The organism is Planctomycetota bacterium, assembly GCA_016235865.1.
Classification (GTDB): domain Bacteria; phylum Planctomycetota; class MHYJ01; order JACQXL01; family JACQXL01; genus JACRIK01.
Window position 1 is genome coordinate 1 of the sequence record JACRIK010000035.1, and the last position, 20,105, is coordinate 20,105.

A 20,105-nucleotide genomic window follows, 5' to 3' on the forward strand; every position below is an offset into this window, starting at 1 on the left:
AAATGCGCTTTTCGGGCCTGATATCTGTATCCAGACATTCTCGCCCTCCTGATGCGTTGACTGATGATTTACACGAGCTGTAACAGGTAAGGCGGCAACATCCCATACCGTAAATTTCTCAGGGCTCCAGTTAAGTTCATACAGGTCGTGGTTATAGATAGTAAGCGTAACGCCATTGGGATTCTTTATCTTGAGCCCTAATCTGATACCAGGCCTTTCCTTGGAGTGGTTGCCTAAATATCCGCTGTAATAGAATCTGGCTTCTGAAGTAACGGTTCCGGTAACCAGACTCCCGGCCGGGCCTTGTGGATAGCCATAATATTCCCCATCGGCTTCCCAAGCCACCGCCCAGGATGAGCCGTAAGACTTATAGGTATCGTTATCAGTTGAATGACCATGTTTATAGTAATACAGGTTGCCTGCGCCCCCATATAATGGGTTGGCTGAGGCAGAGCTCCACCATAAACTTATACCGTTATACCAACGGTCATAACTTTCTTCTATGGATATAATATCAGCATCTTCGGTCGTTACTTTTATCGCGCCCCAGTAATAACCGGGTAACACATCGCCCTGGAGTTCCACATAAACTATATCGTCCTGGTTTGCCCGCAAGGTGTCGGTCACCTGGCCGAATTCATCCAACGCCACCGCGGTAAAATTAGGCGCTTGGGCATAAAGACCCGAAGCGGATAAAAATAGCAGCGATAAAACTAACCCGGCTTGTATTAAGAGGGACGAACCTGAAATGCGCTTTGTCATAGATTGAACCTTTCAGATTCTGCGGCTAATAATCTAACGGATGCTCAATCAATGAATGCAGAATCAAATTAATAACTAATTTAATTTAATTGGCGGTTATTATATTCTTTAATCGAGAGCTGTCAAGTGTTTTCTATCTTTTCTGATTTATTCTGGGTTTTCTACCAATGGCCCATCCAACAACCCCCAACCCCCTTTATTAAGGGGGGATATAAAAACACACACCCCTGAACCCTCACACCTATGCATAGGTGTGAAGGGTTTACCTCCCCCGCCCCCGGCTCCCGCAATGAGTTGCGGGACTCCGTCGCCGCTGCGCCGGCCCGGATTACCCTTTTACCGCAGAGGCACAGAGTAAATCACACACCCCTACCCCTCTTTTTAGAGGGGACATAATAATCGGTTCAAGTACCCGGTGCGCTTTAGCCACCGGATAAATGCTGGGCTGACCAGTCCCGACACCTGTCGGGACAGGGCCCGTTGTTAAAATTCTGCCCCATCTGCATAGCCTAAAACAATACCAACTTCAGAATAATCATGACCAGCAGGACAAACGGCAGTATCATCCAGAGGATATGGTATTTCCGCTCCTGTTCCTTCCCAATCTCAGCGCTGCTTCTGACCTTAATCAGTTCCAGGATGCAGACGATAAAAATCAGCGCCAGAATGGCGGGCTCAATGTATTTGGCCAGTTTCACAAGCATTCTTTAATTATCCTTATTCCTTCTCCCCCGTGACGGCCAGTTTCTTTGACGCCTTAAAGAGCAGGATTATTTCCACCACGGTCATGACAATCAGTCCGATAAACCCGATGGGCGAACAGATAACGGTTATAAAACAGGCTCCGGTGGCAATATTGACTATTGCGACGGCGGTGGCTATCCCCCCAAACCACCGTTTTAGGGGCAGGACGCTGATGCCGAATATCAGCATCTGTATCCCCATAATAAACGCTATGCCTAATCCCCGGATTAATTCCACGTTCGGGTCGGCCAGCAATCTGAGCAACTCTGCCGGAATAAGAAGAACACAGGTAACTATGCCAATATAAGACATTACGGTCAGGAAACCCAATTTGGTCAGTCGCCCGATCCTAAGCCAGCCAAAGATAATCACCAGCATTCCGACGATATAATTAAGGCTGTTTACAATCATGCCTATAATATCAATGTCGGTTACCGCAAATGGCGTGATTTCCCCCGCTTTTGAAACTTGAGCGATAGTGCTTATAACCACTATTACTAAACCCACCACGCTGAGAGCAACCAAAACGAAAGAGAGCAACGCGGCCAGGTATATCCTCTTGTCGTATAGGGATTGACCTTTGGTTCCAGCCTCTGTTAATGAAAGGGGTTTGACCGGAGCTCCGCATTTCAAACAGGCCGTTGCCGTATCGGGTATTTCCTGCCCGCATCCAGTGCATTTTATCAGCGCCATACCGCACCTCCTTTTTTATTATTTTAATTACTGGGACACCATGTCAGACACGGTTCCTTCGGATTCTAACAGCATCTAAGAGACACGAAGCATTCAATCCCGGGAACAACCCCCTGCCCCCCCCCTTTCATAAGGGGGAGTAAAACACACCCCAACCCCTCCCCGAAATAATCGGGACTCCATTGCGACTCCGCTTTTTAGAGGGGATTAATTAATCCATGTTAATCGACCGCGCTGCCGCTGCGTCTGCGGTTTTCTTGTTCCTTATTCCTTCTCCTCCGGCGGGGTTTCTTCCTCCGGTTCCGGCGCCGGCTCCAGTTTCATTATGTAATCAACCCACTGCTTTTCCAGCACCTCGCATTTGACCTTGAAGGCCTCCTCGAACATCTTAAGGTGGGTCTTGTTGTCGGCCATGGCGTTCAGGCCCTTTTTCTTTATCGACCCGAAATAGGTGTCGAACAGCTTGGCATACTGGCCGTCGTTGTAGTTGATGAAGAAATAGACCAGGCTCCAGGCCTGGGCATACTGGTCCAGTTCAAATTCTTCCTGCTTGATGTTGATGAAGTCCTCGAGGCGCTGGGCCTTTTTCCCGGAAATGAGTTGCTTGATGTTGCCCAGCCGGGCGTTGTTGACCAGATTGGTGCGCAGGACGGCGCCGTCGTATTTGCTGCATTCGAAATAGGTGGCCAGACCCTCGCTGATCCAGATGGGCGTCTCCGCGCTGTAAGAGCCGCAGGCCAGGTGGACAAACCGGTGTGTTCCTTCGTGCATCAGAACCATGACATTGTCCGGCGGGTCGTAATAGCCCTTTATCTGGGGGCCGAATTCGTCAACGCCATAACAGCCGCCCGCGTCACCGGGCCCGCCGTTGGCAACGTATTCTTCCTTGGTCCGGTAGTAATTGATGTTGAAGGGCGCAGTCTTGAGAGTGAGCTTGAATATCTGCTGGGCCTTGTAGTCCAAGCATTCCATCAGGAAACAGATATCCTCCAGAGCGTCGGCTGAAAGGTTGGTCTTGACCAGGTAATGGTCGGTCTTTTTGGTCCGGGCCTTGGCCCAGGCCAGCGGTTCCGAATCCGCGCCGGGCTTGTCAATCACTCCCTTGGGCGCGAATTTCTTTCGGACCTGCTCCAGCGCCTTGATTTCCTGCTCCAGTTTGGACTTTTCAGCCAGCGTCACCCAGCTGTCCATGAATTTTATCAGGCCCCGGGCCTTCATCACTTCTTCAAAGGTCAGCCACTTACCTTTGTATTTAATCAGGCCCTTTTCCAGGTGAGGTTTGTCTTCGGACAGCACCAACCGGCCTTTGCACTCGGTAAATCCGCCGGCCGGCAGGGATATGTTTTTATAACGGCACAGGAACCGGTCCAGGCGAGGTTTTTCCTCGGGGTTGGCCTCGAGCCAGGCAATCAGAGTCTTGTCGCCCTCGGCTGAAAGATAGTGGTTATAGCACCAGACGCCCAGATAGAAACGCTCCAGACCTTCCAGGTCGCCTGGGAATAAATCGAATACGAATGCGGTAGAGATATCAGGCCATTTTTTATTATAGTCGCCGCCTTCGGACTTGCCTTCCAGCCCAATAGCGTCGGCCTTGGTGATAGTCACCTTACGCTTGCCTAAAGAAAACTCGACTGACCTGGCATCGTCGCCCTTGAAACTGTTTATCAGCTTCTGGAACACGGCCTGCTCACCCTTGAGATCTTCCAGGTATTCGTTGGCCTCCCTTTGGCTTTTTTCGTTCTTTCCGGTCCTGAGGAAATCCTCGAGCAACGTGACGGCCTCGGCGTAGCGATAACCGGCTATTTCCTCTGACACCTTGGTTTTACAGTCGGCCCAGGGTTTGGTATCGTCCTGGGGCGCGGCATGGACGCGGCCGGACAGGATGGCCAGAAGGGCAATAATAACATAACCGAAATATCGCATATTGCCGACCTTTTGTTTTAATCCTAAACCCGCATTAATATTATTCTGGAGAAAGTTCTTATCAACAATGCTGCTACTCTTGAAGTGTCTGTAATATAAAAAACACCAACCGGAATGTCTATTAAAATAAGAATTATAGATTCGTTGAGTTTGCCCTGTCCGATGGACTCCGAAGAGTCATACGAACTCATTCGGAGAAGGATGAAGGGCTTAAATTTCTTTACTTAAACCCGCGCGTCAGGTATATTCATTTTCTATGACCACGAAGAGCGAATTTGTCCATCTACATACGCACAGCCACTACAGCCTGCTGGACGGCGCCTGCACGGTGGATACCCTGATTGACGAGGCCAAACGCCAGGGCATGCCGGCCCTGGCCCTGACCGACCACGGGAATCTCTTCGGCGCCATTGAGTTCTACCAGACCGCCCTCAAAAACGGCCTCAATCCCATCGTGGGCTATGAGGCCTATGTCGCCCCGGGCTCACGCAAGGATAAGAAAATAACCGGTAATACCACCGAGTCGGCCTACCATCTCACCCTGCTGGCCAAGAACGACGCCGGTTACCATAACCTGATTAAGCTGGCCTCCAGCGCCTATCTGGAAGGGTTCTACCGCAAGCCCAGGATTGACAAGGAAATCCTGGCCCAATATAAGAACGGGCTGATTGCCTTAAGCGGCTGCCTGCATTCCGAGATTAACCACCTGGTGCTGGAGGACAAGGCCGAGTCGGCGCTCAAGGCGGCCATGCAATACAAGGATATCTTTGGCGAAGATTTTTACCTGGAGGTCCAACAGCATCGCATCTCCGAACAGCTCAAGGCCATCAACGGGCTGATGGAAATCAACCAGAAGACCGGCATACCGCTGGTGGCCACCAACGACATCCATTACCTGCGCCGGGAAGACCGGCCGGCTCACGATATCCTGCTGTGCATCTCGACCAACAAGAAGATAACCGATCCGACCCGGATGCGCTTTTCCACCGATGAGTTCTATTTTAAGTCCGTCGAGGAGATGAAGCAGCTCTTTTCCGAGATACCCGAATCCATCAAGAATACCGTGGCCATTGCCGGCAAGTGCAATCTCTATCTCAACCTGAAGGATAAGCATATGCCCAGCTTTAAGCCGCCGGATAACAAGACCAGTATCAATTATATCAAAGAATTGTGCGCTAAGGGAATCCAAATGCGCTATCCGGCCCTGGGCGCAATCAACATAGATACGGCTGATGCCAAACTGCCGGTGATTCACCGGCTCAGGGAAGAACTGAACATCATTGAGAAGAAAGGGCTGATAGATTATTTCCTGGTGGTCTGGGATTTCGTCCGGTTCGGCAAGGAGCATAAGGTGTCCATCGGCCCGGGCCGGGGTTCGTCAGCCGGGAGTCTGCTGGCCTATGTCCTGGGCATCACCGATATTGACCCGCTGAAATACGACCTGCTCTTCGAGCGGTTCCTGAATCCGGGACGGTATGACCCGCCGGATATCGATATTGATTTCAGTCAGGCCGGCCGGGAGAGCGTGATAAATTACGTCAAGGATAAATACGGCCGGGAAAATGTCTCCCAGATAATTACTTTCGGAACCATGAAGGCCCGGGCCGCGGTGCGCGACGTCGGCCGGGTCATGGATATCCCGCTGTTCGAGGTGGACCGGATTGCCAAGAAACTGGGTAACTTCATGTCGCTCAAGGAATCCATCAAGGCCGATGCGGAGCTGAAAGAAGCGGCCGAGAAGCAGAAGCGCATCAAGGAGTTGTTTGATATTTCCATGCGGCTGGAAGGACTGTCCCGGCACGCGTCAACCCACGCAGCCGGCGTGGTCATTGCCGACAAGCCGCTGGATAATTACGTGCCGCTCTATTCCTCAGGCGGTGTGGAAACCACCCAATACACCATGGAATCCTTACAGGCCATCGGCCTCTTGAAGGTCGACCTGCTGGGAATTGTGACGCTGGATATCATTGACCGGTGCCTGGAACTGGTGGAACAGAACCTGGCCGTAAAAATAAACATCAATTCCCTGCCCACGGATGACAAGAAGACCTACGAGCTGCTGGCCCAGTCAGAAACCAAGGGCGTGTTCCAGCTGGAATCGGCCGGCATGCGTGACATCCTGCAGAAACTCAAGCCGACCAAGTTCGAGGACATCATTGCCATCCTGGCGCTCTACCGGCCCGGCCCGCTGCAGAGCGGACTGGTGGATAACTATATCCGCACCCGGCACCATCCGTCCGAGATAGGTTACGTGGACAAGTCGCTCGAGCCGCTGCTGAAGGAGACCAACGGCATCATCCTGTACCAGGAACAGGTGATGAGGATTGCCAACCGCATCGGCGGATTCACGCCGTCCGAAAGCGACGACCTGCGCAAGGCCATGGGCAAAAAGATTCCCGCGATTATGCAGGAATACCGCGATAAATTCGTCAGCGGCGCAGTCAAGAATACCATCTCCAAGACCACGGCCGAGAAGATATTCGAGATGATGGAGTATTTCGGCGGCTACGGATTCAACAAGTCGCATTCCACGGCCTATGCCATGACTTCTTACCGAACCGCTTATCTCAAGGCCAATTACCCGGTGGAATTCCTGGCCGCGGTCATGACCTATAACAAGGACGATACGGACAAGCTCCTGGAATATCTTGAAGAATGCAAGCGGCTGGATATCAAGGTGATTCCGCCGGACATCAACCGGAGTTTTTCGGATTTCACGGTTCAGGGCAATGATATTATTTTCGGCCTGAGCGCGGTCAAGAACGTGGGCGCCAAGGCCGTCGGCTTCATTGTCGAAACACGGACCAAGGCCGGCCCTTTCAAGCACATCTATGACTTCTGCGAGCGGGTTGACCTGCGGCACGTGGATAAATCAGTCATTGAAGCCCTGATTAAATGCGGGGCCATGGACGAACTACTGAAAATACCATCAGAGAAAAAAACCAACCGCAACCGATTGCTCAAGGGGATGGAGCAGGTTATTAGCATCACCAACCAGCACCAGCTGGACCGGCGCCAAGGGCAGATGAATCTCCTGCAGGCCAATAACAAAGATGCCTCATACCAGTATCCGCCTTTACCGGACGAGCCGGAACTGCCGGAAGAGGAAATCCTGCGTTATGAGAAGGAAAGCCTGGGATTCTACGTCAGCGGCCATCCGCTGGTGAAATATGCGAACATGCTCCAGGAATTATCGTCGCTGACTATCAGCCATTTGCTTACCAAAACCCCGCCCATAGAAGAGGTCAAACTCTGCGGGATTATCTCGCAACTCCAGACCAAGATAGCCAAAGGACAGAAAGACGGCCAGAAAATGGTTTTCTTCAAATTGAGAGACCTCTCGGGCGTGGTTGACGCGGTCATCTATTCGCAGGAACTCCAAACCTACCGCCATCTGATTCAGGAGAACAAGATTATCTGCCTCAAGGGCAAATTTGATTCCCGCAAAGGCGAACCGATTATCAAGGTCAAAGAAGCGGCGGCCATTGAAAACGCCTATGACCTGATGCCTAATTTCGTGGTGATTGATATTTCCTTGACCGGGCTGGATGACGATGTTATTTATGGCTTAAGAGATATCCTGCTGGCCCATCCGGGCAATTGCCAGGTGATATTGCGCATGAAAACCACGGAGAACGATATCGCCATGACTAAGGCATCCAATAATTATTCCGTTTCCATCTCGCCCAGGTTCCGGGAGGATGTGATTGAATTATTGGGGCAGGATGTGATTAAATTCAGTATAGATTAGAACCCGTGTCATGCTGAATACTGAAGATAAAATCTCTACTCGTTTCAGCATCTCCGTTGTGAGATCCTGAACCAAGTTCAGAGTGACAACTAAGGATTTGCGAAAAAGTATTTAATTATGCAAGTTAAGACCTTTATTCTCGGGCCGATTCAGACCTCCTGTTATGTGGCTTATAATAACGATGGCAATAATGCGCTGATAATTGATGCAGGCGGCGACCCGGCCGAGATGGTCAGATTTATCAAACAGCACGACTTGGAGCCGGTTTACCTGGTCAATACCCACGGCCACGTGGATCATATCCTGGGCAATCCGCAATTGAAGAAGACATTTCCGAAACTGCAGATTTGCATCCATCCGGCCGATGCGCGGATGTTAGGGGAATCGAAGTCCAATCTGGCCACGGAACTGGGTTTTGAATTCTCGTCGCCGGAGCCGGACAAACTCCTGAACGAAGGAGACACGCTAGCATTAGAAGATAAAAAAGCATCCGGTTTTAAGGTGATTCATCTGCCCGGCCATACCAAAGGCGGTATCGGGTTATTCTATCAGCCGCGCACCGGGGCGCCCCTGCTGTTCAGTGGTGATGCCCTGTTTGCCGGAAGCATCGGGCGGACTGATTTTCCGGGCGGGTCGCTGGCCGAATTGGTCAACAACATCAGGGAAAAGGTTTTCGCCCTACCGGATGATACGGTGGTCTATCCCGGACACGGGCCGTCAACTACGGTCGGCGATGAGAAGCATTCCAATCCGTTCCTTTAGAGCCAGTTAAGAGCATCGCGTCTTACTAGCTCTTACCCACCATCCATTCGGAGAACAGATGCTAAGCTAGCACCAATTTAATAATCCAGCGGGACAGGCGCATCCTGAACCGGCTTGGCTTTTTTATCGGTGTATTTTTTCCAGTTAGTCTGCTTTTTCATCTCATCAAGCCATTTCTTGTTGAATTCGTCCTTCTTCTTGCTGCTAATACTTTTCAGGATTCTCTCTTTTTCCGCATCGTAAGTACCAGCCGAGGGAACACGCCTGTCTAAAATCTGCGCCACATAATAAACATCCCCGTCGCTAACCACATCAATTTTGCCTCTTTTCATCTTGAATATGGCGTCCTTAAAATCACTGCCTGCGTCTTTAAGCAGGGCCAGCTTGTCATCCTTCTGGAAAAAGGCGGTTCTGGCCACCTTGACTTTAACCATGTCTTCCTTGGTAAATGCGTCAAACCATTTTCTCCTTGACTCATAGGCCAGTTCGTCGTTTTCCTTGCCCTTAATCTCATCGTTAACCTTATCAGAGATGTTCTGGACCAGTTTATGAGCCGCGGCCTTAGCCGCCTCGTTGGCTTTGTATCTAAGGAAATCACGAGTGACCTTTTCTTTTATCTGGTCGGTTAATTTCGGAATATAAGTCCCCTGTTTTTTCAGGAGCCGGAATATGAAATTTCCCTTGTCCGTGGAAATGGCCCGGCTCAGTTCACCCTCCTGAAAGGTGGCTATTTGCCTCTGAAAAAGCGATGAAGCGCCCAGTTCTTTTTCCAGCTCATCAATATTATCAAGGGCAACAAAACCGGTCAGCTGATAATCAAGATTAAATTTCCGGGCTGTCTCATTAAGACTGACCTCTTTCCCCTGGAGTTCCAGAAGCGTGATTCTTTCCTCCGCCTTGCTAATCCGCTCCAGCGCCTGTTCTTTGGCTACATTATCCAATAATTTATTATTTATCTCATCGCGAACTTCTGGAAACGCCTTGCTTTTGTATTCCTTTTCCCGGTTTTTATTATAATAATTCTGCAATGCTTCATCGTTCGGCTGTGGCAGCCCATCCTTAAATTTCCTGACATCCGCCATAATATACTCAATCTGAACCTTCTGGGGCACCTCATATTCGGCAGAATGCCCCTGAAAATACTCAACCAGCTCATCCTCGTCATTTACTTTAGTCTTTCCCAGATAATTATTCCCGTCAAACGCCAGCCAGGCAATTTTGACATCCTCATTCCGGGACAGGAATTCATCGTAAACCTCTTTGGTGTTCGGCACAATCGCATCCTCAACCAAATCGCGGTATTTTTGTATCTTGATAAATTCAGCAGCCGTTTCTTCAAATGACACCTCAGAAATACGCCATTGACTCAGAATCCACTGGTAGCGCTCTTTGGAAAACACTCCCGGACTATTTTCACTTTCTCTGGGACTGAATATAAACAGGCGGTTTTTTATATAATCCACGATCTCATTGGGGCTGACCTGAATACCGGCTTTATCCGCCTGAGCATCGAGCATCAGGACCACCCATGTAAGTTCATCAAAGTATTCATCTTTTTTCTTGTTGTATAATTCCGCGTCGACCATGTCAAAAGGCGGTATAAAAGAGAGAATTTTATAACTATATCTCTCATAATGAGTCAGCCAGCACTGAACCCATATCGCGCACTGGTTGCGGCGGCTCTGGAACTGCTCCTTGCTGACCTTGCGGCCCATTATCTCCCCAGCCATATTCTCCTGATTACCTCCGCTAAAAATGGACAGCATCTGGCTGGTGATGCCGAATGCCAGGGCGGTAAAAATCACCAACCCGAACATAATCTTCTTCTCGTATTTCTGGAATTTAATCAGCATAGTTAATCCTTCCTTTTATTTAACCTCTTCTATCTTCGGTAAATCCTTTATGGATGACAGTCCCAATAACTCCAGGAAATTATTACTGGTGCCGTAAAGCAGCGGCCGGCCCAGGACCTCGGCCCGGCCGGTGATGCGGATGAGTTTCTTTTCCATCAGACCCCGAACAATGGCGCTGGAATCCACGCCCCGGATGGAATCAATCTCCGCTCTGGTTATCGGCTGCTTATAGGCGATGATGGAAAGCGTCTCCAGCGCCGCATTGGACAGGATGCCTTCATTGCGGCGTTCGTATAATTTCTTTAAGTGCGGGTGGTATTCCGGCAGGGTCCGCAGTTGGTATCCGCCGGCCACTTCGCTTATGGCAAAGGAATGCCCGTTGGATTTATAGGCGGAGTTCAGTTCGTCCACGCACTTCTTGACATCGCCCGGGGAAACGCCGTCGCCGATCACATCCTTGATGCGGCTGAAGGCCAGCGGTTTCTCAGAGGCGAATAATAATGCTTCGACAACGAACTTAAGATTATCCATACTATTTAGCGCCGGGTGCCCAGCCGCGCCTTCTTGCCCAGGAGCGATTCTATTCTCAGTAACTGGTTATACTTAGCCACCCGGTCGGTGCGTGAGGCCGAGCCGGTCTTAATCATCCCGGCATTGACCGCCACGGCCAGGTCGGCAATAAAGGTATCCTCGGTCTCGCCGGACCGGTGGGAAATCATGGTGGTATATTTATGCTTCTTGGCCAGCGCGATGGCCTCCAGCGTCTCGGTCAGGGTCCCGATCTGGTTTACTTTAATCAGGATGGAGTTAGCCACGCCATTTTCTATGCCCTGTTTTAAGCGCGCCGGGTTGGTGACAAAGATATCATCCCCGACAATCTGGATTTTCTTACCCAGCGTCTTGGTCAGGAGCGCCCAGCCCTCCCAGTCATCCTGGGCCATTCCGTCTTCAATGGAAATTAGCGGATATTTTTCCACCCATTTCTTATACAGGTCAACCATCTGCCCGGATGAATATGCTTTTTTAGAGGACTTCTTGAATACGTATTTATTATCCTCGTAGAACTCGCTGGCCGCCACATCAATGGCCAGGGCCACGTCCCGGCCCGGCTGGTAACCGGCCTTTTCGATGGCCTTGAGAATCACTTCAAATGCCTGTTCGCTATGCGCGCCTGTCCCGCCCGAGGTCGAAGTCCCTTTGGGTTTTCCGTGCGCCGCCTTTGGCGTGCTCCGTTTCCCTTCGGGTTCGCTGGCGCGGTCTCTGCGGAGTTCGTTGGCCTTAAGATTGGGCGCGAATCCGCCTTCATCACCCACCCCGGTGGATGAACCCATACCCTTAAGAACCTTCTTGAGGTTATGGAACACCTCCACGCCCATTCTCAGCGATTCGGAGAATTTATCCGCTCCCAACGGCACAATCATAAATTCCTGGATATCCAGGTTGTTATCGGCGTGCGCCCCGCCGTTGATGATATTCATAAAAGGAATAGGCAGGGTCTGGGCCTTGGTTCCGCCCAAGTGATAATAAAGCGGGACATTTCGGGCGTTGGCACAGGCGCGGGCGTAAGCCATGGACACAGCTACCATGGCATTGGCGCCCAGCCGGCTCTTATTCGGCGTGCCGTCCAGGTCAATCATGGTTTTATCAATCAGTTCCTGCTTAGCCAGCGGCTTGCCTTTAAGCGCCGGCCCAATAAGATTGTTTATATTGCCCACGGCCGTCCGGACACCCTTGCCTAAATACCGCTTGGTCTCTCCGTCCCGTAATTCCAGCGCCTCATGCTCGCCGGTAGAAGCCCCGGAAGGCGCGGCTGCCCGGCCTAAAACCCCGTTATTCAAAAGCACATCCGCTTCCACGGTCGGATTACCCCGGGAATCCAGGATCTCCCGACCATAAATACAAATTATCTTGGTCATAACGCCATCTCCTTTTTACCCTGTCTTTTGATAAGGTAAATATGAGAATTTTGGATTATACCATAACCGAATAACCTGTCAAATCTTTGGCGTAGAATAATACCCTATTGGGGGGTCAGGACTTCGGGCCCAATGCCCCTATCAATCCGTCCTGGATCTCCTGCAATTTAAATGGTTTGGGACCTTTGGGCCGGACTCCGACAATCAGGTCCAGCCCTTTGGGCAACTGGTGCTTGTTCAGCCGGAAGGCCTCCCGGACCAGGCGTTTGATTCGGTTGCGCATGACAGCGCTGGGAAATGATTTCTTGCTGGCTGCAATACCCAAGCGGGAATATTCCAGGTTATTCGGCCGGGCCCGGATAATCAGGCATCCGGACTTGCTAATCGCGCCGTTTTTATAGACGTGTTCGAATTCCCCGGCGTTGGTAATGCGCTCTTTTCTGGATAATCCGAAACTCATTTCTTCGAGTAGTTACCAGTTACGCCGACCACCCGGGCGCCGCCGTCCTTGAGGTATTCCAGCATATTCTTGACCTCGGCCTTCTCGCCCTCTATCTCCAGGACGAACCAGGTTGAGGTATCGGTCAGCGAACCCTCCAGGATATTGACCGTAATATTATAATCGCGGGCAATCTGCCACAGGGTCGGCTGCTGGCGCTGCTGCTCGGAGAACAGGACCTTGACGGTCTGCTTGACCTTAATCTTATTGCCCAGGAAGGCCACCAGGTTCTTTAAGCGGCCGATTGATTCCTTGGTCATTGCGGTGAACTGGATGCCGACGATATTATTGCCGTCGTAACGGGGTGAAGGCCTGACCCAGGCCACCCGTCCGTCCGCCCGGAGCGGCTCGCCGCCCAGCATCGGAATACCCACGGTAAAGGTGAGTTTATCATCCTTGACCAGGGTATCGGCCGTCAGGAATCTCATCCCGCGCATACTGATGTTGAGGATGGGATACTGGTCTGACGAGCCCTTAAAGATGGCGAACAAACCGCCGCCTGATTCCTTATATTGGACCATCGCGCCCTTGATGGGTATCCGGGTATCTTTTCTGTGTTCATTAGCCATAAATTAAACCTTTCTTATCCCGCCGTGGCGGGATTAGACCCCGCCGCATGGCGGGGCATCCATTTTACACCAAAGACACTCCAGCGTAACAGGAGTAATCTCTTATTTACAGCCCCATTATATATTCCCGCACTCAAACATCAAGAAAAATATACTATTATGGCTCTCTTTTGCCGGTATTTAGTTTCCTCCAAATGGCCTGCAGGAGTTTATCCAATCCGGAATGGGTCACGGCTGAAATCGGAACGATGGATTTGGGTAGTTTGGATTTGTATTTCTTCATATTCTCCATGGCCTGGGGCAGGTCCATCTTGGTAGCCACGATAATCTCCGGCTTCTTCGCCAGGGTCTTGCTGTAAAGCACCAGTTCCCTGCGAATCCCCCGATATACCGTTGGAATAGGTTCCGCAGTGCTGAAATCAACCAGGTGCAGAATTATCCGGGTGCGTTCTATATGCTTGAGGAATTTATCGCCCAGTCCCCGGCCCTTATGCGCCCCGGCAATCAGGCCCGGCAGGTCCGCCATTACAAACGACTTGTATTCAAAGCCCTTAACCACGCCCAGACAGGGTTCCAGGGTGGTAAACGGGTAATCCGCAATCTTGGGATGGGCATCGGAAACCACATTAATCAGGGTGGACTTGCCGGCATTGGGCAGCCCGACCAGACCCACGTCGGCAATAAGCTTGAGTTCCAGGTAAAGATGGTGTTCTTCTCCGGGCACGCCCTTTTCATACTTGAGCGGGGTCTGGTTAATCGGCGTGGCAAAGGTGCTGTTGCCCCTCCCCCCCTTGCCGCCCCTGGCGATAATCACAAAATCATCATTGTCCTTGAGGTCTTTGATAATACTATTATCCGTTTTATTCCTGATAATCGTGCCGGTCGGAACATTGATAACCAAATCAGCCGCGCTTTTTCCGAAGCACCTGTTGCCTGCGCCCGGCTGCCCGCCTTTGGCCACGAACCTGGTCTGGTGAATCAGATGATTGAGGGTATTGTAGTGATGGCTGGCCCTGATGATGACATCGCCGCCCTTGCCGCCGTTGCCGCCGTCCGGCCCGCCCTTGGTAATGAATTTCTCCCGGCGGAAACTGACACAGCCGTCCCCGCCGTCGCCGGCTTTTACATATATTACAGCCTCGTCTTTAAACATTGTGCGTATAGTATGATGATTTATGGGTTTGGTCAAGGTTTACCCAGCCCATTTATCCAAAGTATTAAACCATAAATAAGTTATTTCCATATAATAACCACGCGGAGCTGAACTCAGGATTAATAAAATGGGCTGGGTTTATTTCTTCTGTATGGCGTCGTTGAGTATCTTGGCATTTATGAGATTACCCAATACCGGCGAGACATAGTCCCTGAGATACCGCGCCACGTCGGCAATCGGCTTGGCCGAGACATAGATGATGTCGCGCGGGTAGACCACAATATTATGGCGCAGGTTGCCGTTAAGAATCTCATTTACATCTAAAAGGATTACCTCTGATTTTTCAGCCCCCTCTTTTAATTCGCCCCTGATAACCAGGGCATTACCTTTGCTGGCATCCTTGGTCAGGCCTCCGGCCTCGGCAATCATATCCAGAAAAGACGCCTTGCCGAAGAATTTATAGACGCCGGGTTTGCCCACTTCCCCCAGGATAATTACTTTCTCTCCGGCAAACTCCTTGACCGTGACCGAGACCTGTGGCGCCACCACGTATTCGGTCAGTTTCTTGGTCACCTCGTCGTCAATCTCGGTCAGGGTCCGGCCCTGGGCTTCTATGTCGCCGATTAAGGGAAACGAAAGTTTTCCGTCCGGCCGGACAATGATATCACGGGTCAGGTCGGTATGCTGCCAGACAAATATCTCCAGTTTATCGCCGACGATTACCTTGTAATCAACGGGTTTGAGCTGTTCCGGGTCGAGCGCCGATGGTCTGATGGTCGGTGGATAGACATTAGGACCGCCTCCACAGCCCACAATAAATAACCCGGCCAATAATAGTAATCCCAGTGTATATTTCATAATTCTTTACTCTAAGCGGTATTTATTATAGTATCGTCATTTTAAGCGTGTAAATATACCGAAATCACAATATGGAACTTATCCATCGCGTCTATAACACCATCAGGGAATACGGATTATTCCGGCCCGGGCAAACCATCATTATCGGCCTGTCCGGCGGCCCGGACTCCGTTACCCTTGCCCATATCCTCCACCAGATAAACATCCATTTCAAGACGGGCTGGCGCCTGGTTATCGCCCACCTCAATCACCAGATGCGGGGCCGGAAATCCGACCGGGACGAAAGATTCGCCCGAAGGATGGCGGCTGATTTAGGACTATCCATCCACGTCAACCGCCGTAATATCATCCAACTGAGCAAGAGATACAAGCAATCACTGGAAGAAACCGCCCGTTATGAACGCTACCGCTTCTTTACGGAACTGGCTATAAAAATAGCCAAAGGCCGCCGCAAACAGATAATCTCCGTTGCGGTCGGCCATAATCTTGATGACAACGCCGAGACGGTTCTGTTCCGGATTATCCGGGGCACCGGCCTAAAAGGCCTGCGCAGTATCAGGCCGAAACGGGAACTGTTTGCCGGCTCCAGATTCCATCTGGTCCGGCCATTGGCCTTTACATCCAAGCAGGAGGTTCTTGCGTATCTCAAGGCCCAGAAACTCCCCTATTGCATTGACCATACCAATCAGGATAAAAAGATACTCCGCAACCGCATCCGGCACGAATTATTGCCACTCTTAAAGAAGTATAACCCGGCCATCTGCCGGCACCTGGTCCAGCTATCAGAAACCGCCTCAGCGCATTATGACTATCTGGACAAAACCACTAAGGCCAAGATGCCCCGCAAGCAGGGTTCACTGGCTCTCAAGATGCTCAAAAAGGAACACCCAATAATCCAGACAGAAATGCTGACCAAGATACTTGAAAATATCGAAGGAACAAAGGCATTGACATACAACCACTACCAGACCCTGCTAAAACTGATTAATTCCCCCAAGCCCGGCGCCGAGGTCCACCTGCCGGACAACATTATCGCCCGGACCAAGTCCGGCAAACTCATAATTAAGCGTTTTAATAATAGACAAAATTGATTTATTCCATATAATAATTGGCTGACAGAGACAGATTAGTGGCTACATAGAAAGGAAGACACCTATGGCAAAGACATCATCCCCGACCAAAAGACCATCGGTAAAATCTAAACCGGCCGGCGCCCCGACCCCGGAGGCCATCCAGAAAATGCTAAACAAGGCCAAGCAACCATCCGCAGACGCAATGTCCATGCATCCATTCTACAGAGGCAAAATAGAGATAGTCCCGAAAAGCTGTATCCGCGACTATGATGATTTCGCCATCTGGTACACGCCCGGCGTGGCCGCGCCCTGCAAGGACATCCAGGCCAACCCGGAAAAGGTATTTGAACACACCAATAAATGGAATACCGTGGCGGTCATTACGGACGGCACCCGCGTCCTGGGCCTGGGCGACATCGGACCGCACGCGGCCATCCCGGTCATGGAAGGCAAAGGCATGCTGTTTAAATACCTGGGCGGCGTGGACGCATTCCCCATCTGCCTGAATACCAAAGACCCGGACGAATTCATCCGAACCGTCAAACTATTGGAACCCTGTTTCGGCGGCATCAACCTGGAAGACATCGCCCAGCCCAAATGCTTCAGGATTCTTGACACCCTGCGCAAGGAAATGCCCATCCCGGTCTGGCACGACGACCAGCAAGGCACCGCGGCCGTAACATTGGCCGGACTAATTAATGCGGTAAAAATCCAGGGCAAAAAACTATCCGAGGTCAAGATAGCCATGGTCGGCGCCGGCGCGGCCAATATCTGCATCTCCCGGATGATTATCAAGGCCGGGGTTAATCCTAAGAATATCATCATGGTCGATACCAAAGGCACCCTGCACCGGGACCGCCAGGACCTGGCCACCGGCCATCCGGAAAAGTGGGAGATGTGCCTCAAGAGCAATGCCAATAACGTCAAAGGCAATATTCCGGAGGCCATGAAAGGCGCCGAGGTCCTGCTGGCGCTATCGCAACCCGGACCTGATACGATTAAGAAGGAATGGATTAAACTGATGGCGCCCAAGCCCATCGTCTTTGTCTGCGCCAATCCGGTACCGGAAATCTGGCCCTGGGAGGCCAAGGAAGCCGGGGCTGATATCGTGGCCACCGGACGCTCTGATTTCCCCAATCAGGTCAACAACTCGCTGGGATTCCCGGCTATCTTCCGGGGCGCGCTGGATGTCCGGGCCCGGACCATCACCGACGAGATGTGCATTGCCTCAGCCGAGGCCCTGGCCGGCTATGCCGAGAAAAAAGGATTGTCCAAGGAACACCTGATTCCGACCATGAGCGACTGGCGGGTCTATCCCGAAGAAGCCGTGGCTGTCGGCATGAAAGCCATTGAACAAGGCGTGGCTAAATTAATCCTGACCGCGGACCAACTGCGTGACAATGCCACCAAAATGATTCAGCGGTCCATCAAGATAACCAAGATGATGATGAAGGAAAAGATTATTCCGCTGCCTAAAGAGAAATAAATAAAATTATTGACAATACGGGTTATTTTATTAAAGAATAACTCCTCTCTTCAACAGGATTAAACTGATTTGTCCGATTAATCCGTTAAATCCGTTGTTTAGAATATAATCCCCGCTAGCTCAATGGTAGAGTAGCCGGCTGTTAACCGGTTGGTTGTAGGTTCGAGTCCTACGCGGGGAGCCACCCTCTCCATTCATTACCAAGAAAGGTAAAACAATGAGCAAGTCACTTAAAGGCACCAAGACCGAAAAGAATCTGCTGGCCTCTTTTGCCGGAGAGTCCCAGGCCCGGAACCGCTACACCTATTTTGCCAGCGTTGCTAAGAAAGAGGGATTCGAGCAGATTTCCGCCATATTACTGGACACGGCTGAGAACGAGAAAGAACACGCCAAGATGTTCTTCAAGCAACTGGAAGGCGGAGACGTGGAAATCACTGCCTCATATCCGGCCGGACAGATAAAAGACACTGCGGCAAACCTGGAGGCCGCGGCAGACGGCGAGAATATGGAATGGACCCGCATCTATTCCGACTTTGCCCAGACCGCCCAGACCGAGGGATTCCCGGAAATCACCCGGATATTCGAGCAGATTGCCAAAGTGGAAAAGTTCCACGAGGCCCGATACCGCAAACTGATAAATATCCTGCAGAACAAAGAGACCTTTAAGAAGCCCGTGCCGGTCAAGTGGCACTGCCGTAACTGCGGGTATGTCAGCGAAGGCAAAGAAGCTCCCAAGGAATGCCCGGCCTGCAAGCATCCTCAGGCGTATTTTGAGGTCCTAGGCGAGAATTATTAGGAGCAGTTCGAGCACAGCGAGTTATCTGCTCCTTATCCCGTAGTCCCACAGGGACGCAGGGATTAACCACAGATACACACGGATAAACACCGATAATTATATCCAGAGATAATTGACGTGTCGGCAGACAAAAGATAACATACCCCTTTAAAGAAATATAAAACACGAATATTATTCGTGTGATTCGCCGTATTCGTGAGATTCGTGTTAGAATTTGGGAATTTATTATGTTTAAACCAGACAAGTTTATCACCGAAAAGATAGCCGAGCTGCAGAATAAAATCAAGGGCACGGCCGTGATTGGCATCTCGGGCGGAGTGGATTCCACCACAGCGGCCATCATCGTCCATAAGGCCATCGGCAAGCAACTCCTGTGCGTACTGGTTGATACCGGCTATATGCGCAAGAACGAGGTCAAGTTCAATGAGCAGATGCTCAAAGACCTGGGACTGAATGTCATGGTGGCCGACGCCTCGGACCGGTTCTACGCCGGCCTCAAGGACGTGGCTGACCCGGAGCAGAAGCGCAAGGTCATCGGCGAACTCTTTATCCGGGTATTCGAGGAAATCGCCCTGAAACAAGGCGCCAAATACTTTATCCAGGGCACGATTGCCCCGGACTGGATAGAATCCGGCGGCGGATTGAGGGACAATATCAAATCGCACCACAATGTCGGCGGACTGCCAGCCAAGATTGCCTTTGAGATAGTCGAACCCCTGCGCGATTTATACAAGGACGAGGTGCGTCTGGTCGGTCAGGCACTGGAACTGCCCACCGCGGTCTATGAACGCCAGCCCTTCCCGGGCCCGGGACTGGCCGTTCGGATTATCGGACCGACTGATGCCGCCAAGGCCGCGATTGTCCGCGAGGCCTGCGCCATCGTGGAAGAGGAACTTGAGGCCGCGGCTAAGACCAAACTCATGGTCATTCCCTGGCAGTATTTCGCGGTGCTGTTGCCGGTCAAGGCAGTCGGCGTGCACGGCGATGTCCGGGCCTATGGCTATGTGGTAGTGGTCCGGGCGGTCGAGAGCATGGACGGCATGAGCGCCACATACTCCAAGATACCGCATCCGGTCCTGGAGAAAATCTCGGTGCGCATTACTAATACCTTAAAAGACAGCGTCAGCCGGGTGGTCTTTGATATCACCCATAAACCACCGGGGACTATTGAATACGAGTAGAAAAGAGGTTACACGTTCGCTTCGCTCAATGCAAGCAAACGGTTACAAGACGTTACAAAAACGTTACAAGAGGTTACTTAAGACTG

17 protein-coding genes and 1 tRNA gene are annotated in these 20,105 nt (G+C 51.2%); 7 read left to right on the forward strand and 11 right to left on the reverse strand.

Annotation, left to right across the window (positions count from 1 at the left end; all coding sequences use genetic code 11):
• The 4 genes from HZA49_10925 to HZA49_10940 all read right to left on the reverse strand — a co-directional run.
• Positions 1 to 762 (reverse strand): hypothetical protein (locus tag HZA49_10925; GenBank protein MBI5779948.1); only part of this gene is annotated, 762 nt, incomplete at its 3' end.
• A 509-nt stretch (positions 763 to 1,271) separates the two neighbouring features.
• The gene (locus HZA49_10930; protein MBI5779949.1) at positions 1,272 to 1,466 is read right to left on the reverse strand and encodes a hypothetical protein; all 195 of its coding nucleotides are present in this window, start codon (positions 1,464 to 1,466) and stop codon (positions 1,272 to 1,274) included.
• 13 nt (positions 1,467 to 1,479) lie between these two features.
• Positions 1,480 to 2,199: a zinc ribbon domain-containing protein gene (locus HZA49_10935; protein MBI5779950.1), complete on the reverse strand. Its 720-nt coding sequence runs from the start codon at positions 2,197 to 2,199 to the stop codon at positions 1,480 to 1,482.
• 264 nt (positions 2,200 to 2,463) lie between these two features.
• On the reverse strand, positions 2,464 to 4,122 hold the full coding sequence (locus HZA49_10940) for a DUF1570 domain-containing protein (protein MBI5779951.1): 1,659 nt from the start codon (positions 4,120 to 4,122) through the stop codon (positions 2,464 to 2,466).
• A 256-nt stretch (positions 4,123 to 4,378) separates the two neighbouring features.
• On the opposite strand from HZA49_10940, the gene HZA49_10945 reads away from it, so the two are divergent.
• Together HZA49_10945 and HZA49_10950 are read left to right on the forward strand one after the other, a co-directional pair.
• Positions 4,379 to 7,873, forward strand: coding sequence for a DNA polymerase III subunit alpha (locus HZA49_10945; protein MBI5779952.1), 3,495 nt, complete (start codon positions 4,379 to 4,381; stop codon positions 7,871 to 7,873).
• Positions 7,874 to 7,990: 117 nt separating this feature from the next.
• Positions 7,991 to 8,635: an MBL fold metallo-hydrolase gene (locus HZA49_10950; GenBank protein MBI5779953.1), complete on the forward strand. Its 645-nt coding sequence runs from the start codon at positions 7,991 to 7,993 to the stop codon at positions 8,633 to 8,635.
• 77 nt (positions 8,636 to 8,712) lie between these two features.
• Here the strand turns inward: HZA49_10950 and HZA49_10955 are convergent, their stop codons facing one another.
• From HZA49_10955 to HZA49_10985, 7 genes are all read right to left on the reverse strand, one after another.
• Positions 8,713 to 10,488 carry a SurA N-terminal domain-containing protein gene (locus tag HZA49_10955; protein MBI5779954.1) on the reverse strand — a complete coding sequence of 592 codons (1,776 nt, stop codon included), beginning with the start codon at positions 10,486 to 10,488 and terminating at the stop codon, positions 8,713 to 8,715.
• A 15-nt stretch (positions 10,489 to 10,503) separates the two neighbouring features.
• Positions 10,504 to 11,019: an SMC-Scp complex subunit ScpB gene (gene scpB / locus HZA49_10960; GenBank protein ID MBI5779955.1), complete on the reverse strand. Its 516-nt coding sequence runs from the start codon at positions 11,017 to 11,019 to the stop codon at positions 10,504 to 10,506.
• A gap of 5 nt (positions 11,020 to 11,024) precedes the next feature.
• Positions 11,025 to 11,864, reverse strand: coding sequence for a hypothetical protein (locus tag HZA49_10965; GenBank protein ID MBI5779956.1), 840 nt, complete (start codon positions 11,862 to 11,864; stop codon positions 11,025 to 11,027).
• A 655-nt stretch (positions 11,865 to 12,519) separates the two neighbouring features.
• Complete coding sequence (gene rnpA, locus HZA49_10970) at positions 12,520 to 12,864, reverse strand: ribonuclease P protein component (GenBank protein ID MBI5779957.1); 345 nt, start codon at positions 12,862 to 12,864, stop codon at positions 12,520 to 12,522.
• Positions 12,861 to 13,472, reverse strand: a complete 612-nt coding sequence (locus HZA49_10975; protein ID MBI5779958.1) for a PilZ domain-containing protein — start codon at positions 13,470 to 13,472, stop codon at positions 12,861 to 12,863. Before HZA49_10975 ends, rnpA begins: the two co-directional genes overlap by 4 nt.
• Positions 13,473 to 13,629: 157 nt before the next feature.
• The gene (obgE, locus tag HZA49_10980; protein ID MBI5779959.1) at positions 13,630 to 14,625 is read right to left on the reverse strand and encodes a GTPase ObgE; all 996 of its coding nucleotides are present in this window, start codon (positions 14,623 to 14,625) and stop codon (positions 13,630 to 13,632) included.
• Positions 14,626 to 14,763: 138 nt separating this feature from the next.
• On the reverse strand, positions 14,764 to 15,483 hold the full coding sequence (locus HZA49_10985; protein MBI5779960.1) for a polysaccharide biosynthesis/export family protein: 720 nt from the start codon (positions 15,481 to 15,483) through the stop codon (positions 14,764 to 14,766).
• 71 nt (positions 15,484 to 15,554) lie between these two features.
• On the opposite strand from HZA49_10985, the gene tilS reads away from it, so the two are divergent.
• The 5 genes from tilS (at position 15,555) to guaA (ending at position 20,019) form a co-directional block, all read left to right on the forward strand.
• Positions 15,555 to 16,574: a tRNA lysidine(34) synthetase TilS gene (gene tilS / locus HZA49_10990; protein ID MBI5779961.1), complete on the forward strand. Its 1,020-nt coding sequence runs from the start codon at positions 15,555 to 15,557 to the stop codon at positions 16,572 to 16,574.
• Between the two features lie 148 nt (positions 16,575 to 16,722).
• Positions 16,723 to 18,042: an NADP-dependent malic enzyme gene (locus HZA49_10995; protein ID MBI5779962.1), complete on the forward strand. Its 1,320-nt coding sequence runs from the start codon at positions 16,723 to 16,725 to the stop codon at positions 18,040 to 18,042.
• A 109-nt stretch (positions 18,043 to 18,151) separates the two neighbouring features.
• A tRNA-Asn gene (locus HZA49_11000) sits at positions 18,152 to 18,226 on the forward strand.
• A gap of 33 nt (positions 18,227 to 18,259) precedes the next feature.
• Positions 18,260 to 18,838, forward strand: a complete 579-nt coding sequence (locus tag HZA49_11005) for a rubrerythrin family protein (protein ID MBI5779963.1) — start codon at positions 18,260 to 18,262, stop codon at positions 18,836 to 18,838.
• Between the two features lie 227 nt (positions 18,839 to 19,065).
• Positions 19,066 to 20,019: a glutamine-hydrolyzing GMP synthase subunit GuaA gene (guaA, locus tag HZA49_11010; protein ID MBI5779964.1), complete on the forward strand. Its 954-nt coding sequence runs from the start codon at positions 19,066 to 19,068 to the stop codon at positions 20,017 to 20,019.
• Positions 20,020 to 20,105 lie beyond the last annotated feature (86 nt).

Bases quoted from the DNA above. Each gene is read 5' to 3' on its own strand.
- HZA49_10930 (MBI5779949.1), bottom strand. From the start codon at position 1,466: ATGCTTGTGAAACTGGCCAAATACATTGAGCCCGCCATTCTGGCGCTG.
- HZA49_10935 (MBI5779950.1), bottom strand. From the start codon at position 2,199: ATGGCGCTGATAAAATGCACTGGATGCGGGCAGGAAATACCCGATACG.
- HZA49_10940 (MBI5779951.1), bottom strand. From the start codon at position 4,122: ATGCGATATTTCGGTTATGTTATTATTGCCCTTCTGGCCATCCTGTCC.
- HZA49_10945 (MBI5779952.1), top strand. From the start codon at position 4,379: ATGACCACGAAGAGCGAATTTGTCCATCTACATACGCACAGCCACTAC.
- HZA49_10950 (MBI5779953.1), top strand. From the start codon at position 7,991: ATGCAAGTTAAGACCTTTATTCTCGGGCCGATTCAGACCTCCTGTTAT.
- HZA49_10955 (MBI5779954.1), bottom strand. From the start codon at position 10,488: ATGCTGATTAAATTCCAGAAATACGAGAAGAAGATTATGTTCGGGTTG.
- scpB (MBI5779955.1), bottom strand. From the start codon at position 11,019: ATGGATAATCTTAAGTTCGTTGTCGAAGCATTATTATTCGCCTCTGAG.
- HZA49_10965 (MBI5779956.1), bottom strand. From the start codon at position 11,864: ATGGGCGTGGAGGTGTTCCATAACCTCAAGAAGGTTCTTAAGGGTATG.
- rnpA (MBI5779957.1), bottom strand. From the start codon at position 12,864: ATGAGTTTCGGATTATCCAGAAAAGAGCGCATTACCAACGCCGGGGAA.
- HZA49_10975 (MBI5779958.1), bottom strand. From the start codon at position 13,472: ATGGCTAATGAACACAGAAAAGATACCCGGATACCCATCAAGGGCGCG.
- obgE (MBI5779959.1), bottom strand. From the start codon at position 14,625: ATGTTTAAAGACGAGGCTGTAATATATGTAAAAGCCGGCGACGGCGGG.
- HZA49_10985 (MBI5779960.1), bottom strand. From the start codon at position 15,483: ATGAAATATACACTGGGATTACTATTATTGGCCGGGTTATTTATTGTG.
- tilS (MBI5779961.1), top strand. From the start codon at position 15,555: ATGGAACTTATCCATCGCGTCTATAACACCATCAGGGAATACGGATTA.
- HZA49_10995 (MBI5779962.1), top strand. From the start codon at position 16,723: ATGCTAAACAAGGCCAAGCAACCATCCGCAGACGCAATGTCCATGCAT.
- HZA49_11005 (MBI5779963.1), top strand. From the start codon at position 18,260: ATGAGCAAGTCACTTAAAGGCACCAAGACCGAAAAGAATCTGCTGGCC.
- guaA (MBI5779964.1), top strand. From the start codon at position 19,066: ATGTTTAAACCAGACAAGTTTATCACCGAAAAGATAGCCGAGCTGCAG.